Origin of the sequence: Nocardia sp. NPDC060249 (assembly GCF_042728755.1) — a bacterium.
Taxonomy (GTDB): domain Bacteria; phylum Actinomycetota; class Actinomycetes; order Mycobacteriales; family Mycobacteriaceae; genus Nocardia.
The window spans coordinates 234,377-250,571 of sequence record NZ_JBHXAQ010000007.1 but is presented as its reverse complement, the minus strand read 5'-3'; the positions used below and the strand labels follow the sequence as shown (position 1 = coordinate 250,571).

Annotated in this window: 15 protein-coding genes and 1 pseudogene; 9 read left to right on the top strand and 7 right to left on the bottom strand. The window is 68.5% G+C overall.

Features of this window, described 5'->3' with window-relative positions:
- Nucleotides 1–21 precede the first annotated feature (21 nt).
- Complete coding sequence (locus ACFWFP_RS24535) at nt 22–549, bottom strand: DUF2505 domain-containing protein (protein ID WP_379298664.1); 528 nt, start codon at nt 547–549, stop codon at nt 22–24.
- Between the two features lie 64 nt (nt 550–613).
- Nucleotides 614–1,750 (bottom strand): UDP-N-acetylmuramate dehydrogenase, encoded by a 1,137-nt coding sequence (locus tag ACFWFP_RS24530; protein WP_379298662.1) that lies wholly within the window; start codon nt 1,748–1,750, stop codon nt 614–616.
- On the opposite strand from ACFWFP_RS24530, the gene ACFWFP_RS24525 reads away from it, so the two are divergent.
- Together ACFWFP_RS24525 and ACFWFP_RS24520 are read left to right on the top strand one after the other, a co-directional pair.
- Nucleotides 1,749–2,237: a DUF2505 domain-containing protein gene (locus tag ACFWFP_RS24525; protein WP_379298660.1), complete on the top strand. Its 489-nt coding sequence runs from the start codon at nt 1,749–1,751 to the stop codon at nt 2,235–2,237. The genes ACFWFP_RS24530 and ACFWFP_RS24525 overlap by 2 nt on opposite strands.
- Before the next feature lie 162 nt (nt 2,238–2,399).
- Nucleotides 2,400–3,542, top strand: coding sequence for an Ig-like domain-containing protein (locus ACFWFP_RS24520; protein ID WP_379298912.1), 1,143 nt, complete (start codon nt 2,400–2,402; stop codon nt 3,540–3,542).
- Between the two features lie 62 nt (nt 3,543–3,604).
- Here the strand turns inward: ACFWFP_RS24520 and ACFWFP_RS24515 are convergent, their stop codons facing one another.
- Both ACFWFP_RS24515 and ACFWFP_RS24510 read right to left on the bottom strand, forming a co-directional pair.
- Nucleotides 3,605–5,047 (bottom strand): DHA2 family efflux MFS transporter permease subunit, encoded by a 1,443-nt coding sequence (locus tag ACFWFP_RS24515; protein ID WP_379298658.1) that lies wholly within the window; start codon nt 5,045–5,047, stop codon nt 3,605–3,607.
- Complete coding sequence (locus ACFWFP_RS24510; protein ID WP_379298656.1) at nt 5,044–5,646, bottom strand: NADPH-dependent FMN reductase; 603 nt, start codon at nt 5,644–5,646, stop codon at nt 5,044–5,046. Before ACFWFP_RS24510 ends, ACFWFP_RS24515 begins: the two co-directional genes overlap by 4 nt.
- 170 nt (nt 5,647–5,816) lie before the next feature.
- Between ACFWFP_RS24510 and ACFWFP_RS24505 the strand changes: the two genes are divergently transcribed.
- On the top strand, nt 5,817–7,175 hold the full coding sequence (locus ACFWFP_RS24505; protein ID WP_379298654.1) for an MFS transporter: 1,359 nt from the start codon (nt 5,817–5,819) through the stop codon (nt 7,173–7,175).
- A gap of 85 nt (nt 7,176–7,260) precedes the next feature.
- On the opposite strand, the gene mscL is transcribed toward ACFWFP_RS24505, so the two are convergent.
- On the bottom strand, nt 7,261–7,713 hold the full coding sequence (gene mscL, locus ACFWFP_RS24500) for a large conductance mechanosensitive channel protein MscL (RefSeq protein WP_379298652.1): 453 nt from the start codon (nt 7,711–7,713) through the stop codon (nt 7,261–7,263).
- 274 nt (nt 7,714–7,987) lie between these two features.
- Nucleotides 7,988–8,722 (bottom strand): SDR family NAD(P)-dependent oxidoreductase, encoded by a 735-nt coding sequence (locus ACFWFP_RS24495; RefSeq protein WP_379298650.1) that lies wholly within the window; start codon nt 8,720–8,722, stop codon nt 7,988–7,990.
- Between the two features lie 109 nt (nt 8,723–8,831).
- Here ACFWFP_RS24495 and ACFWFP_RS24490 point away from each other — a divergent pair, with 109 nt between their 5' ends.
- The 5 genes and pseudogenes from ACFWFP_RS24490 (at nt 8,832) to ACFWFP_RS24470 (ending at nt 13,858) form a co-directional block, all read left to right on the top strand.
- Nucleotides 8,832–9,650 (top strand): alpha/beta fold hydrolase, encoded by an 819-nt coding sequence (locus tag ACFWFP_RS24490; RefSeq protein WP_379298648.1) that lies wholly within the window; start codon nt 8,832–8,834, stop codon nt 9,648–9,650.
- Nucleotides 9,651–9,777: 127 nt separating this feature from the next.
- Nucleotides 9,778–10,470, top strand: a pseudogene (locus tag ACFWFP_RS24485) (alpha/beta hydrolase); the annotation flags it as partial.
- Nucleotides 10,471–10,863: 393 nt separating this feature from the next.
- Nucleotides 10,864–11,856 (top strand): alpha/beta hydrolase, encoded by a 993-nt coding sequence (locus ACFWFP_RS24480; RefSeq protein ID WP_379298910.1) that lies wholly within the window; start codon nt 10,864–10,866, stop codon nt 11,854–11,856.
- A gap of 152 nt (nt 11,857–12,008) precedes the next feature.
- The gene (gene mshA, locus ACFWFP_RS24475) at nt 12,009–13,367 is read left to right on the top strand and encodes a D-inositol-3-phosphate glycosyltransferase (RefSeq protein ID WP_379298908.1); all 1,359 of its coding nucleotides are present in this window, start codon (nt 12,009–12,011) and stop codon (nt 13,365–13,367) included.
- 14 nt (nt 13,368–13,381) lie between these two features.
- Nucleotides 13,382–13,858, top strand: coding sequence for a YbjN domain-containing protein (locus ACFWFP_RS24470; RefSeq protein ID WP_379298907.1), 477 nt, complete (start codon nt 13,382–13,384; stop codon nt 13,856–13,858).
- A 50-nt stretch (nt 13,859–13,908) separates the two neighbouring features.
- Here ACFWFP_RS24470 and ACFWFP_RS24465 read toward each other — a convergent pair whose 3' ends face one another.
- On the bottom strand, nt 13,909–15,084 hold the full coding sequence (locus ACFWFP_RS24465) for a lipase family protein (RefSeq protein WP_379298646.1): 1,176 nt from the start codon (nt 15,082–15,084) through the stop codon (nt 13,909–13,911).
- A 187-nt stretch (nt 15,085–15,271) separates the two neighbouring features.
- Here ACFWFP_RS24465 and ACFWFP_RS24460 point away from each other — a divergent pair, with 187 nt between their 5' ends.
- Complete coding sequence (locus tag ACFWFP_RS24460; RefSeq protein ID WP_379298644.1) at nt 15,272–16,165, top strand: ROK family protein; 894 nt, start codon at nt 15,272–15,274, stop codon at nt 16,163–16,165.
- Nucleotides 16,166–16,195: the final 30 nt, after the last annotated feature.

Genomic DNA, 16,195 nt, shown 5'->3' with positions numbered 1-16,195 from the left:
GCGTGGAGGCTCTCCGGTGCGTCAGACCGACTTGCCCGCGGTCTGATTGTCCAGGTAGCGCAGGGTCTCTTCCTGCTCGGCGCGGAACAGGTCGACCAGGTTCACCAGCATCAACTGCTCCAGGCGCGGGCCGACCATGGGGATGAAGACCTTGGCGGTGGGGGAGAAGCGCATGGTGGAGCCGGTTTCGGTGGGAAACAGGCGGATGGTGCCGGTCAGGCTGCCGGGGCCGGCCGGAATCGAGGCGGAGAACTTGCCCTCGGTCTCGTCGTGGGCGAACGGGCCCCAGCTCTCCTTGCGGGTGATCACCATGTCTTTGCGCATGACGGTCTGGGCGATCTCGGGGAGCATCTCGCGCGGGAGGGTGTGGTGCAGGACCACGTCGATGCCGTCGTCGGTGACGTCGAGACTCACCACTTCGTTGTTGGGCGCGTACTTGCGCATTTCGGCGACGCGGGCTTCCCAGTAGTCCCTGCTCTGGAGGGCTGCGTACAGCTCTTCAGTGGTGTGCAGGGGGTAGCGAGCCGAGTAGTCCAGTCTGCGTGCCATGGCAGAACACGTTACGTGGTTGGGGCGCGGGCGGCGGGAAGAGGTGGGTTGTCTGTGCTCGGTCCTATAAATCGATGCCGACGGTTACCGGTTCCGGCTCCAGCGTCACGCCGAACCTTTCCCCGACGCCCGCGCGCACGGTGCGGGCCAGGGCGACGATGTCGGACGCGGTCGCGGTGCCGCGGTTGGTCAGAGCCAGGGTGTGCTTGGTCGACAGGCGCGCGGCGGCGGTTTCGCCGGGGAAGCCCTTCGCGAAACCGGCGCGTTCGATGAGCCAGCCCGCCGAGAGTTTGGTGCCCTCGGGTGCGGGATAGGTGGGCACCGCGACGTCGTCGCCGACGTGCGCGGCGATCGCGGCCAGTACCCGCGGCAACTGCTCCTCGGTGACGACCGGGTTGGTGAAGAACGAACCGGCGCTCCAGGTGTCGTGATCGGCCGGGTCGAGGACCATGCCCTTGCCCGCCCGCAGGCGAAGCACCGCGGTGCGCACCTGCTCGACCGGACGGGTCTCGCCGTCGCCCGCGCCGAGCACCTTCGCCAGTTCGCCGTAGCGCAGCGGCGCGCTCATCCCGCTCGGATCCAGGGCGAATTCCACCGCGAGGACCACCGCGTCGTCGCTGTGCTTGAGCACGCTGGTCCGGTAGCCGAAGCCGAGTTCGGCGGGTTCGGCCCAGCGCACGTCCCCGGTTCTGCGATCGAGCAGGCGCACCCGGCGCAACAGCGACGCCACCTCCACGCCGTACGCGCCGACGTTCTGCACCGGTGTCGCACCGGCCGAACCCGGGATGCCGGACAGGCACTCCAACCCGCCCAGCCCGGCCGCGACGGTCGCCGCGACGACCTCGTCCCAGTTCGCACCGGCCTCGGCCACCACGCCGTCGGGGCCCAGCTCGACGCCGGTCGTGCCGACCAGCACCACCACGCCGTCGAAGCCCGCGTCGTCGATGAGCAGGTTCGACCCGCCCGCCACCAGCAGCACCGCGATACCGGCCGCGTCCAGGGCCTTCACCGTGGCCACCAGGGCCTCGGTGGTCGCGCATTCGGCGAGCAGCGCGGGCCCGCCGACCCGCAAGGTCGTCAATTCGGACAAACGTACCGAATCGCGGACCGTCGCGCCGGTCTCGGCAAGCAGGTCACGCAGCTGATCGGAGGACACCACCCGTGTTGTACGCACGTCCGCAGACGGTACCGTGTCGAGCATGGCTACACCTCTGGCGTTCACTGCCGGCTACACGCATTCCGTCGATGCGGTGCGCGCCGCGTACTCCGACGAGCAGTACTGGAAGGCCCGGATCGCCGAGGTCGGCGGCCCCGGTGCCCGGCTCGACGCCTTCGCTGTGGAGGGTGACCAGGTCCGCGTCCAGATGGTGCAGTCCATCCCCTCCGACCAGCTCCCGCCCGCCATCACCGCGGTGCGCCCCGGCGACCTGATCATTCCGCGCACAGAGACCTACACCGGCACCGGCGGCATCTTCGAGGCGCACGTCGACGGCGCCCCCGCGGTGGTCCGCGGCACGGTGACCATGGCACCCGACGGCGGCACCGGTTCCACCACCGCCATCAACGGCACCATCGAGGTGAAGATCCCGCTGTTCGGCGGCAAGATCGAGGCGGCCATCTCCGAGCGCCTGATCGAACTCCTCGGCAACGAGGCCACCTTCACCGAGGAATGGCTCAACCGGCAGTAGCGGACTCGGTGAGACCGCGCTCACGGGGTGCAGGTCGGTAGCCCGGCGTACATTCGATGCGTGAGCAAACATTCGGTAACCGATCTGTTGCGCGCGCGGGCAACCGCGCGACGTAATTCGTCGGCGCGCAGGCGTGAAGTGGGCGTTCGGGGTGGGCGATCCGTGGTTGCGGTGCTCTTGCTGGCGGTGCTCATCGCGCTCACCGGGTGCACGATCGACCGGTCGGGCGAGGCCACCGAGGCGGCGCCGGTGGCGCAGGTCACCATCGCACCCACACCCGGCGCCACCGATGTCGACCCGGTCGCGCCCGTGTCGGTGACGGTCGCGCACGGCACGATCGACCAGATCGCCCTCACCAATGCCGCCGGCAAGCAGATCACCGGTCAGCTCAGCCCCGACCGCACCACCTACAAGGTCGCCGAACCGCTCGGCTACGGCGCCACGTACACCTGGGCCGGTACGGCCATCGGCGCCGACGCGAAACCGATCCCGATCGAGGCCACCTTCACCACGATCAGCCCCCAGTCGACCATCCCGGCCACCATCAACATCGGTGACGGCCAGGAAGTCGGGATCGCGGCGCCGATCATCCTGAAGTTCGCGGGGCCGGTCACGAACAAGGCGGCCGTGGAGAAGGCGCTCACCGTCACCACCGACCAGGGCACCGAAGGATCATGGGCCTGGCTGCCCGACGACGGCGGCTCGCGGGTGCACTGGCGCCCCAAGGACTACTGGACCCCCGGCACCACCGTGCACGTCGCCGCGAAGCTCTACGGCGTCGACCTCGGCGGCGGCGCCTACGGCGACTCCGATGTCACCTCCGACTTCACCATCGGCCGCAGCCAGATCGTCATCGCGAACGCGCCGAGCCACCGCATGCAGGTCGTGCGTGACGGCGCCACGATCTTCGACTTCGCGGTGTCCTACGGCGAAGGCAACGAGGCGCGCAACGTGACCCGCTCGGGCGTGCACATCGTCACCGAGAAGTACGAGGACTTCATGATGTCGAACCCGCCCTACTACACCAACGTTCGCGAACGCTGGGCCGTCCGCATCTCCAACAACGGCGAATTCATCCACGCCAACCCCGAGTCCCTCTCGGCGCAGGGTTCCTCGAACGTCACCAACGGCTGCATCAACCTCTCACCCGGCGACGCTCAGGCCTACTTCCCGACCGCCCTGTACGGCGATCCGGTGGAGGTGACCGGCACCTCGATCGCGTTGTCCCAGGCCGACGGCGACGTCTACGACTGGGCTCTCGATTGGCCGACGTGGAAGTCCATGTCCGCCTTGCCCGCCGAGTAGCCCGCATCTGTGCCGTCGTGCCGCGGTGGTTCGTCAGCCACGGCACGACGGCTCGGTCGCCTCTAACGGCGGGGCAGGAGCAGCGCCGGGACGAGCGCCAGCGCGATCATGACGGGCGCGATCAGATAGGTGTGCTGGAACGCGTCGGCCAGGGCGGGAGCGAGGTCGGCCCGCTGATCCGCAGTCATGGCGTGGAGCGCCTGGAGTCCCCCGGTCACCGGGAGCAGCGCGCCCAACGTCACCGAGGCCACCGCGGTGCCGATCGCCATCGACGTGGTGCTGATCATGTTCAGCACCGTCGACCCGGCAGGCTGCTGCTCGCGGCTCAGCGGCCGGGTGGCCGTGGTCATCACCGGCATCAGGGTTCCGCCGCCGCCCGCGCCCATCAGCACCATCGTGAGGCACAGCGCCCAATACGGCGCGTCCGCGTCGAGTTGGATCACGAACAGCACGAACCCGGTGAGCGCCACCGTGATCGACGCGGGCAGGTACCGGCCGGGCGGGATCCGATCGATCAATCTGCCCGCCACCTGCATCGTCGCGCCGGACGCCAGAGCGAACGGAATCCCCACAGCGCCTGCCACCAGCGCCGACTCGCCGCGCACCACCTGGAAGTACAACGGCAGCAGCAACATCGAACCGAAGTAGCCGCCCGCGAACACCGCGAGCAGCACCGCGGAGGTGCCGGTGATCCGGTTGCCGAGCACGCGCAGATCCAGCAGCGGCACCGCGGTGGTCAGCGAACGGCGCACGAACACGGCGATCAGGCCGACCCCCACCAGCAGCGGCACCAGCACCGCGGGTGTGGCGAACCCGGCACTCTCGCCCGCGGCGGTGACGCCGTAGATGACCAGCGCCAACCCGGGCGACATCAACAGCAGCCCCCGGATATCGAGCGCGCGCGGTGGTTCCGGGGCGTCATCGGGCACCACCCGTAAAGCCAGCAGCAGCACCAGCGCGCCCAGCGGCAGATTGATGAAGAACATCCACCGCCACGACACCTCGTCGATCAGGTATCCGCCGATCACCGGACCCAGTAGGGGGCCGACCAGAATGGCCAGCCCGAGCGTGCTCATCAACTGCCCGAGGCGGTCGGGCCCGGCCGCGCGCAGCAGGATCGTCATGGCCACCGGCATCAACAGCCCGCCAGCGGCCCCCTGGATCAATCGAAAAGCGATGAGCGACTCGATGTTCCACGACAGCCCGGCCAGCACCGAGCCGACCACGAACGCGCTGATCGCCGTCAGGTACAGCCGCTTGGCGCCGAATCGGCCGACCAGCCACGCCGAGGTCGGCACCACGGCGCCGAGGGCGAGCGAGTAGCCGGTGGCAACCCACTGGATCGTGCTCAGACCCGCGTGGAACTCCATCGACAACTTGTTGATGGCGACGTTCACGATGGTCTGATCGAGCGTCGCCATGATCATGCCGACCACCAGGACCAGGGCGATCCGCATCGGATCGCGGCTGGTGGCCGGTTCGACGGTGGTGATCACGGCGGTCACTTCCCGTACGGCTGGGCGAGGCGGGCGGCGCGCAGGGCTTCGCCCCACCAGGTGAGCTGATCGAGCATGGTCGCCGCGGCGGCGTCGGCGTCGTCGGGGGCGGACAGCTCGCCCGCGTCGTCGAATCGGCCCCACGGATTCGGGAAGCAGACCGAGTCGCGCACGGTGACCGCGTGGAGTTCGGCGAAGACCGGGCGCAGGTGTTCCACGGCGCGTAGCCCGCCGGAGATCCCGCCGTAGGAGACGAAGCCGACCGGCTTGGCCTGCCATTCGGCGTGGTGGGTGTCGATCAGGTTCTTCAGTGTGCCCGGGTAGCTGTGGTTGTACTCGGGTGTCACCACGACGAACGCGTCGGCGCGCGCGAGCTTTTCGGTGGCTGCCGCGACGGAGGGGTGGTCGGTGGCGGCGCCGAACGCGTGCGGCAGTTCGATGCTCGCGGTGTCGACGACGTCCACGGCGACGGTGTCGCGCAAGGCGGCCTGCCGGACGAACCAGCTCGCGATCGTCGGGCCGAAGCGCCCCTGCCTGGTACTGCCGATGACGACCGCGAGTCGCAGCGGGCCGGGTGCGGTTCGGACGTGGTCAACCGTGGCTCTCATGACGTTCCTCTTCGTCGGTGACGGCCCCTCGGCCGCCGCTGCGCTCAACCGTCCTACCTCAACGGTCGTTGAGGTCAAGTCGAAGATTTTCGGTGGTACGGGAATATTCTCCGGCCTATGCTGCTTATTGCATTCATACGCAGATAAGCAGTCTTGAAAGGGCAGCCGCCATGACCACCTCACTGTTCGCGCACCGCGACTACCGGCTGCTGTTCACCGCCCAGGTCGCGGCCCTGTTCGGCACCGGACTCACCACCGTCGCCCTCGGTCTGCTCGCCTACGAGCTGGCGGGCGGCAACGCGGCCATCGTGCTCAGCACCGCGCTGACGCTGAAGATGGTCGCCTACGTCACTGTCGCGCCGATCGCGGGCGCCTATGCGGGCAGGCTCCCGCGCAGACAGTTCCTGATGGCGCTCAACGGGGTTCGCGGCGCGATCGTGCTCGCCCTGCCCTTCGTCGACCAGATCTGGCAGATCTACGTGCTCATCACGCTGCTGCAGATCGCCTCGGCCGCCTACACCCCCACCTACCAGGCGGTTCTGCCCGATATCCTGCCCGACGAACGCGACTACACGAAGGCGCTGTCGGCCGCCCAGCTCGCGGCGACCATGGAAACGCTGCTCAGCCCGATGCTGGCGGCGCTGGCCCTGAGCCTGATCAGTTTCCACTGGCTGTTCGTCGGCACCGGCCTCGGCTTCGCGGTCTCGGTCGCCCTGGTGATGGCCGCGCGCATCCCGAAGGCGGCCGTCGGTGACGGCGCGATCACCGAGCGGCTCGTCGCCGGGCTGCGGCTGTTCGCGGCGACGCCGCGACTGCGCGGACTGCTCGGGCTGAACCTGGTGGTCGCCGCGGCGGGCTCGGTGGTGATGGTCAATACCGTGAACTACGCACGGGATGTGCTGGGCGGCGACCAGTCCGGCGTCGCGTTGCTGCTCGCGGCGAACGGCGTCGGCACCATGTTCATCGCGCTCACCCTGCCCAAGATCCTGGATCGTCGCGGCGAGCGCCCGGTGATGCTCGCCGGGGCGGGGGTGCTGCTCACCGGCCTGACCGCCGCACTCGTCCTGTCGACCCTGCCGACGGGCGACGGGCACTGGCCCGCTGCCCTCGCCACCTGGGCCACCATCGGTGCGGGCACCGCCCTGATCCTCACCCCCACCGGCCGCGTCCTGCGCCGCTCCGCCCGCCCGGAAGACCGCCCCGCCCTCTTCGCCGCCCAGTTCTCCCTGTCCCACCTCGCCTGGCTCATCACCTACCCGATCACCGGTTGGCTGGCCACCACCGCGGGCTTCACGACCACCTGGGCGACCCTGGCCGTCATCGCCGCGCTCGGCACCGCCGCGGCGATCCGGCTGTGGCCCCGTCACGACCCGGCCGAGATCACTCACATCCACGAACTCGGCTCGGTCGACCCGGCGATCCTGGCCGACGCGATCCAGGTCGGCCCCCGGCACTTCCAGCACACCCACTCCTACGTGATCGACCCCAACCATCCGCGCTGGCCGGCCAAGACCCCGGCATACGCCTGACCCCGCCGGAAAAAGAACGACCCCCCGACTCGACGGTCGGGGGGTCGTTCGGGTCCGGTCGGCCGGACCGGGGAATCGGGGGCGACTACGCCTCGACGGACTCGCTGGCGCGTGCCTTGCTCAGCGCGACGGCCTCGTCGGTGCTCAGGCCGTGCTGCTTGGCCAGCAGGTCGCGGATCTCGATGAGCAGTTCGGTCTCGGTGGGCTCGGCGTCCTTGGTGGTGCCGAACTTGTTCTTCAGTGACTTCATCGGCAGCATCAGCACGAAGTACAGGACCGCGGCGACCATGAAGAAGTCGATGAACGCGGTGATGATCGGGCCGAGTGCGATGAACGTCGCCGGCTTGTCGGCGATCAGCTGGACGCCGAGGCCCAGTTCGTTGGTCGAGCCGAACACTGCGAGCAGCGGATTGATGAGCCCCTTGCTGAACGAGGTGACCACCGCGGTGAAAGCGGTACCCATCACGACCGCGACCGCGAGGTCGATGACGTTCCCGCGCATCAGGAAATCTTTGAACCCACTGAAAACAGACTTCATACCGAGCATCGAACTTCTACTCCTAAGACTGGCTAACGGCAAACGGCGATGTTAGTGCCAGTTCGGCTGCTGCGGCGAATTCTCAGCAACGCTCGAACCGCCCGCCCCCAGTATCAATACCCGCTGCCGCTCCCGCTACTCGAACGGTTGCCGTCCCGGATTCGCCTGTCTCGCGAGCGGATTGACCGCCCGGCCCATCGTGTTGTGCGATCGGCCGGGCGGCGAACCCGATGGGTCGAGGTGTCCAGGCTCACGTTTACGGGGAGGGAACGGTTCAGGAGCGGCGGGCGAAGGAGCCGGGGCCTGCCTGGTCCCGGGGTTTGACGACGATGGTGTCGAGGTTGACGTGCGGAGGGCGGGTGGCCACGAAGCCGACGATTTCGGCGATGTCCTGGGCGTGCAGGGGGTCGATGCCCTCGTAGACCTTGGCGGCGCGCTCGGCGTCGCCGTCGAAGCGGACCAGGGAGAACTCAGTTTCCACGGCGCCGGGGGCGATCTCGGTGAGGCGCACCGGCTTGCCGAGCAGCTCGCCGCGCAGGGTGCGGTGAGCGACGGCCTGAGCGTGCTTGGCGGAGGTGTAGCCGGAACCGTTGTCGTAGGTGTGCAGGGCGGCGATGGAGGTGACGGTGACGATCAGGCCGTCGCCGGACGCGATCAGCTTGGGCAGCAGCGCCTTGGTGACGCGCAGGGTGCCCACGACGTTGGTCTCCCACATCCAGCGCCAGTCGTCGAGGTCGGCGTCGATGACCGCGGCCATGCCCTTCGCGCCGCCGGCGTTGTTGACCAGCACGTCCACGCGCTCGATGGCCTCGGTGAACGTGCGCACCGATTCCTCGGAGGTGACGTCGAGTTCGATGGCGGTGCCGCCGATCTCCTCGGCGAGGCGCTGCACCCGGTCGAACCGGCGGGCACCGACGTAGACGTGATAACCCTGCTTCGCCAGTTCCCGGGCGGTGGCTTCACCGATTCCCGAGCTGGCCCCGGTGACGACAGCGGTGCGAATGCTCATGTTTGCCGATCTTATTCGCCCAGGATTTCCGCCCGCCATGGCTCCGATCACGGTGATGCCAGCCGTACCTGCGCCTTCGCTGCGGCCGTGCGCCGATTAGCCTGTCGGGATGGCTGTTCGCGATGCTGTCAGTGCCGATGGAACGAGGATCGTCTACCGGGTGAGTGGTACCGGTAGGCCGCTGGTGCTGTTGCACGGGTGGGCCGGGAATCTGCGGTGCTGGGGGGCGGCCGCGGACGAGCTGGCCGAGCGCTACCGGGTGATCGCGGTCGACCTGCGCGGACACGGGTATTCCGATGATCCCGGCGCCGGCTATGACGACCCCGAGGCGTGGGCGGGTGATGTGGCCGCGGTCCTGGCTGCCGAGGGTATCGACGCCGGTGCGGTGCTGCTGGGCTGGTCCTACGGGGGGATCGTCGCCACCGACTACCTCGCCACCTATGGCACCGCGGCTGTCGCCGGTGTCGTCTACTGTGGCGCGCCCGCCCATATCGGACGCGATGTGCCCGGCGCCGCGCCCGGGCCGTCGATGGAGAAGGCGATTCCGGGCGTGTTCGACGAGGCCGCCGGGCGGGCGGTGCGCGCGTTCTCGGTGTTCGGCAATGCCAATACCGGGCCCAGCGCGGACAAGGGTGTCGACGCGCAGCGGTTGTTCGGCGGCAGTCTCGCGACCCCGCCGTCGGTGCGCAAGGCGCTGTTCTACCGCACGATCGACAACACCGAAACCCTGCGCGCCCTGGATGTTCCGGTTCTCGTGCTGCACGGCACCGATGACCCGGTGGTCCCGGCGGCCAATGGTCAGTACATCCTCGACAATGCCCCTGACGCTCGCGGTTCCTTCTGGGAAGGCGCTCTGCACGGGCTGTTCATCGAGGACCGGCCACGCTTCCTCGCCGAGGTCAGCGCGTTCATCGACGCGCTGGAGTGAGCAACGCGGACCCCGTCGGCTCTGAATCGTTAATGTTTCAGAAACATGTCCGGGGCAAGTGAGGGCGACCTACTCTGAGCTGGACGGCCAGGTCCTGCGGCCGGGCATGGAGGTGGCGCATGAGCCCGACAAGCAGGTCACCGTCGTGATGCCGATCGGCGGCGCGGGCAGCTACTACGCCGACTGGCGGGCCGACGACCCCGTCCTCGGCCGTCAGCGCTGGACTACCTTCCTCACTCGCGAGCTGCCCCGCGTCATCGACCGCGAATTCCACGGAACCGGGGCCAATGCCGTTGCGGGCGTGTCGATGGCGGGCACCGCGGCCTTCCAGCTGGCACTCGCCGCGCCCGCGCTGTACAAGGCGGTCGGCTCCTACAGCGGCTGCGTCTCCACCAGCGGTCCACAGGGCCATGCCATCGTCAACACCGTCGTCTCCGGCCAGAACGGTGACCCTGTGAACATGTGGGGACAACCCGGCGACCCGCTCTGGGCCGCCAACGACCCCTTCCTGCACGCCGAGCGCCTGCGCGGCCTGGCGATCTACGTCTCCTCCGGCACCGGTCTTCCCGGGGTGCTCGACACCATCGACGGGCCGGGCCTGCACGGTGATTCGATGAAGCTCGTCGACCAGTTGATCATCGGCGGCGCGCTCGACGCGGTCACCGCGCTGTGCACCCGGCAACTCGCCACCCGCTTCCACGACCTGGCCATTCCCGCCACGGTCGACCTGCGCCCCAACGGAACTCACTCCTGGGGCTACTGGCGCGACGATCTGCGTCACTCCTGGCCGGTGTTCGCCGCGGCACTGCGCGTCGGCTGAACGCTCCTGCCTGCGGGTTCACCGCGGACTCCGGTGATGCGAATGAATTCGCAGACATGTTGCGTCATATTTCACAATTCAGGGCATCGAATGAAAAGGTCCGGTCGGTCTATTGATGTGGGTGAAATCTGTCGGCGGAGGCGCGGGCGCGGCTCGGGTCTCGGCGGGCGGACCAGGTGTCCGTGCAGGTAGAGTCATCGGTGTGATTGGTCTGCCGCGCTGATGTGATCGGCCTGTGATTGTTCTCGCTAACCAATCGGATCGAACGTCCAGAGTTCAGGAAAATCTTCTGGGAATCGTCACAGACTTCCACTGAATTCGTGTGTAGCGTTCTGGAATGTCGTTGGATCGTATGTGGAGAAGAGGATTCGGCGTCGAGAACGGAGTTCGATGATGTTTGGTCGGGCAGTGGGCGTACGGGTCGCGGTGGCCGTGCTCGGCTTGATGGCCGGTGTCGTGGTCGGGGTGCCCGCGAGCGCCGAACCGGGGGCGGCGCGGATCGAGGATCAGCGGGTCGAACCGGACCACACCATCGATGTGGGCGTGTACTCACCGGCGATGGACCTCGTCACCCGGGTGCGGGTGCTGCGAGCCGCGGATCCGACAGCGCCCGCGCCGACGCTGTATCTGCTCAACGGGGTCGGCGGAGGTGCCGACGGCAACTGGCTCGATCGCACCGACGTCGTCGAGTTCTTCAAGGACAAACAGGTCAACGTGGTGATCCCGTTCGGCGGGGCGGGAAGCTATTTCGCCGACTGGCGAACCGACGACCCGGTGCTCGGCAAGCAGCGCTGGACCACCTTCCTCACCAGGGAACTACCGCCCGTGATCGACGCGGAGTTCGGCGGCACCGGCGCCAACGCCATTGCGGGACTGTCGATGGCGGGGACCTCGGTGTTCCAGCTCGCGCTCGCCGAACCGGGCCTGTACCGGGCGATCGGGTCCTACAGCGGGTGCGTGCGCACGAGTGATCCACGCGGACAGGCGATCGTGCGGACCGTGGTGGGCAGCAGGCTCGGCAACGCGGCCAATATGTGGGGCCCACCCACCGATCCCGCGTGGTCGGCCAACGACCCCTACCTGCACGCGGAAGCATTGCGCGGCACCGACGTCTATATCTCCTCCGGCACCGGCATCCCAGGGCCGTACGACACCATCACCGGCGCCAACGGCGACCCGATGCAGCTGACCATGCAGTTGCTGTTCGGCGCCGGGCTCGAAGCCGTCACGAATCTGTGCACCCAGCAGCTGCGCGATCGACTGCAATCGCTCGGCATCCCCGCGACCGTGGACATGCGCCCCAACGGCACCCACTCGTGGGGTTATTGGGAGCAGGACATGCACAAATCGTGGCCCGTGTTCGAGGCGGCGCTGCACCGCGCGTGACGTCGGAGTGCGAGGACCGAAATCCGCTCGCGCGCGGGTCGCGGATCGGGCAGGCTCGACCACGACGCGCACGTGAACTCACTCACGAACAGGCTGTGACAGCCGTCACCGAACCCGGTAGGGGTAACGGTGGCGGCGTCGTGGCGTGCACACTGGAGGGTGTGAGCCAGCGTCGTCCCGATCTTTTGCCCCATCGCATCGCGGTGCTATCGGTGCATACCTCGCCGCTGGCGCAGCCCGGCACGGGGGACGCGGGCGGGATGAACGTCTACGTGCTGCAAACCGCGCTCGAGCTGGCCAAACGGGGCACCGAGGTGGAGATCTTCACCCGGGCGACGTCCTCGGAACTGCCGCCGGTGGCCGAAGCCGCGCCCGGCGTGATCGTGCGCCACGTGGTCGCGGGCCCGTTCGAGGGACTCGACAAGCACGAGCTGCCCACTCAGTTGTGTCCGTTCACCGCCGAGGTCCTGCGTCAGGAAGCACGGCATCTGCCCGGCCACTACGACCTCGTGCATTCGCACTATTGGCTGTCCGGCCAGGTCGGCTGGCTGGCACGCGACCGCTGGCGGGTGCCGCTGGTGCACACCGCGCACACCCTCGCCGCGGTGAAGAACGCCGCGCTGGCCGAGGGCGATACCCCCGAACCCGAGACCAGGGTGATCGGCGAGAAGCAGGTGATCGCCGAGTCCGACCGGCTGGTGGCCAACACCGGTGACGAAGCCCGGCAGCTCGTCGAGCTCTACGGCGCCTCGCCCGACCGCATCGACGTGGTGCCGCCCGGCGCCGACCTGACCCGCTACCGGCCCGGCGACAAGCTCGCCGCGCGCGCCGAGCTCGGGTTGCGCGCCGACGAGCAGATCGTCGCGTTCATCGGCCGGATCCAGCCGCTCAAGGCCCCCGATGTGCTCGTGCGCGCCGCGGCCGAGCTCCTCGGCCGTGACCCGGGCCGCAAGCTGCGCGTGCTGATCGTCGGCGGACCGTCCGGCACGGGCCTGGCCAGGCCCGACGCGCTGATCGAACTGGCCGCCGACCTCGGCATCGCCGAACGGGTCACGTTCCTGCCGCCGCAGCCCGCCGACCAGCTTGTGCAGGTGTATCGCGCGGCCGATGTGGTGGCCGTGCCCAGTTACAACGAATCCTTCGGCCTGGTCGCCATCGAGGCGCAGGCCAGCGGTACCCCCGTCCTCGCCGCCGACGTCGGCGGTCTCGGCACCGCGGTCCGCGACCACGAATCCGGTCTGCTCGTGCCGGGGCATCGCACCCCCGACTGGGCCGACGCGCTGGCCGCCCTGCTCGACGACCCCGACCGGCTCACCCGCATGGGCGCCACCGCCGTGGAGCACGCGAGCAGGTTCTCCTGGGCGCACACCGCCGACGGCCTGCTCGACAGCTACGCTGCCGCGATGGCCGGGTTCCGCACCGAACGCGGTCCCATCGCCCTGCACGCGGGCGAGACCAGGCAGGCCAGATCGCGGGCGCTGTTGCGGCGCCGGACGGGAGTGCGCAGGTGAGCGCCGTTTCGCAGATCATCGACGACACGCTGCGCGATCGCGAGATCGAATACACCCGCCACGGTGACGACACGTTCATCGTGGTGCTGCCCGGCGAGCGCAAGCTGAAGACCACGGTGATGCTGACCGTCGGTAAGCACGGGGTTCGCATCGAATCGTTCGTGTGCCGCAAGCCCGACGAGAACTTCGAAGGCGTCTACAAATACCTGCTGCGCCGCAACCGCCGCCTCTACGGCGTGGCCTACACCCTCGACAATGTCGGCGACATCTACCTGGTCGGCCGCATGTCCGCCGAGTCGGTCACCGCCGACGAACTCGACCGCATCTTCGGTCAGATCCTCGAAGCCGTCGACAACGACTTCAACGTCCTGCTGGAGCTCGGTTTCGCCGAATCCATTCGCAAGGAATGGAAGTGGCGGGTCTCGCGCGGTGAGTCGCTGAAGAACCTGCGCGCCTTCGAGCACATCATCGACGACGCCGACAAGGTCTGAAAACAAACGATGCCGGACAGGAAAATTCCTGTCCGGCATCGTTTTTCAGCTCAGCAGTTGGTCGGGACCGGTTCGTTGCGGAAGCGGGCCTCGACGTAGTTCCACGCGTCGGGGAAGCCCGCCACGGCGGCGGTCATGTGTTCGGAGATCTCGACCGTGTTCAGCTGTACCGGCGCACCCTGACCGCACCAGCGGGCGATGGTCTCGGCGACCGGAGCGTACGGGGTGAGGATGTCGTACTTGCCCTGCCAGATGTAGGTGGGTGCGGTGGGCGCGCCCTGGAAGTGCACGAGGCTGTTCTCCTGCAGGACGCCGCGGGCCACCTGGCTGCCCATCAGCTCCTTGGACGCCGCCATCTGGTCGGCGTTGCGCAGGGCGCCGTGGAACAGCAGGAAGCGACGGCACGCGTCCTTGGTGAATTCACGGAACCACAGGCCGTTCTCGTTGAGCTGGTCCGATACCGGCACCTGCTCGGGGTACTCGCGCTCGATGCCCATCGCGGCGGCGAAGGCGAGGCCGAAGCCGGGGTGCGGCGCGAAACCCAGTGCGTCGGCCATCAATTCGAGGTCGGCGGGGATGCCGCCGGACACCACGGCCGCGAGCTTGAGTTCCGGTGCGTAGGTGGGCTGCAGCGCGCCCGCCCAGGCGGTGGCCATGCCGCCGCCGGAGTAGCCGGCGATCGCCACCGGCGAGTTGCCCACGCCGAGCTCGGCGACCTTCTGCACCGCGCGCACACTGTCGAGAGTGACCATGCCGCTGAGCTTGGCCGCACCGTAGGCCACCGTCGGGCCGAGGTAGTCGGGCACCGAGATCGCCCAGCCGCGCGCCAACGGCAGCATGGCGCCCGGCGCGTCCTGCAGCTCGCCGTTGAACAGCGACTGCGACGGATTGCAGCGGGTGCCGATGGAGTTGATCAGCGCCTGGTAGGACACCAGCGGCGGGTTCTTCACCCCGATCGGCATGAGCACGGTGGTGATGCCCATGATCGCGTTGCCCGCCGAATTGGTGGAGCGGAACGCGACCTGGTGGCCTTCGGTGCCCGGGTACATCCAGGTGTCGATGTGGCGGGTCCGCACGACGTCGCCGGGTGCCAGCGCGGCGATGTCGGCGGGTGCGGTGAAGAACGGATCCGGATCAGGCGTCGGATACAGCGGGTTCGCGCCCGCGGGTGCGGCGAACAAGCCCACCGATAGCAGACTCAACACCAGTACAGCGATTTTCGACACAGCTTTCCTTCATCAACAGTAGTGCTGCCCAACGAGACGACCCGACCCGTGTCGAAGTATCTAACGAAAACCTGTGATTTGTACCGACCAGTAGTCAAAGTGTCGCGTGCCACATGTTGTGATGACTCACATCAGGTGCGGTCGAGGTGTGCGGCGACGTGACCCGGCGCGGTAGGTAGGAGTGGTGATGGCGGTGCTTGCGCTCGATATCGGGGCAACGAAATTCGCTGCGGGACTTGTGGACCCGCACTACCGGTTGCACGGGGTGCAGCGGGCGCCCGCTGTCGCGGACGATCCGTGGGCGGTGTGCCGAGATCTGCTGTTCGCTGTGGCGGGTGACAACGACGTGAGCGCGGTCGGGATCGGAGCGGCGGGGCCCGTCGATGTGCCCGCCGGAATGATCAGGCCGTTGAATCTGGCGGCGTGGCGCGGCGGGTTCGCGATCGTCGACCATGTGCGCGCGCTGTTCCCGAACGCGGTGGTGCGGTTGGCCATCGACGGCGCCTGCCTGGTGCTGGCCGAGCATCGGGTGGGCGGGCTGCGCGGGGTGGACAACGGGCTGGCCCTGACGGTGTCGTCGGGAGTCGGTGGGGGGATCGTCGCCGACGGTCGAGTGGTGGTGGGGCGCACGGGAAATGCCGGGCACATCGGGCACATCGTGGTGCCCGGCGATGACACCGCCTGCCCCTGTGGGGGATTCGGGTGCGTGGAGGCGGTGGCGAGCGGGATGTCGTCGGTGCGCTGGGCGCGGGCGCGTGGCTGGGCGGGGGAGAGCGGAATGGAGCTCGCCGACGCCGCGCACCGTGGCGACCGGATCGCGCTCGCCGCCATGGCCCGCGCGGGAACCGCTCTCGGTCAGGGGATTTCGTCGGCCGCCGCGCTCCTCGATGTGGATCGGGTGGTGATCAGCGGCGGTTTCGCGCACTCGGGGGAGCCACTGTGGGGACCGTTGCGCGCTGCCGTCGCCCGGCACGCGCGGCTCGAGTTCATCGAAGAGCTGTCGGTGGAGCTGTCGACGTTGAGCGAGGGCGCCACGCTGGTCGGTGCGGGGGTGCTGGCGGTCGAGGCCGACGCGGACTGAGGCGATGTGAGGACTCTTCGGTCCGGCCGA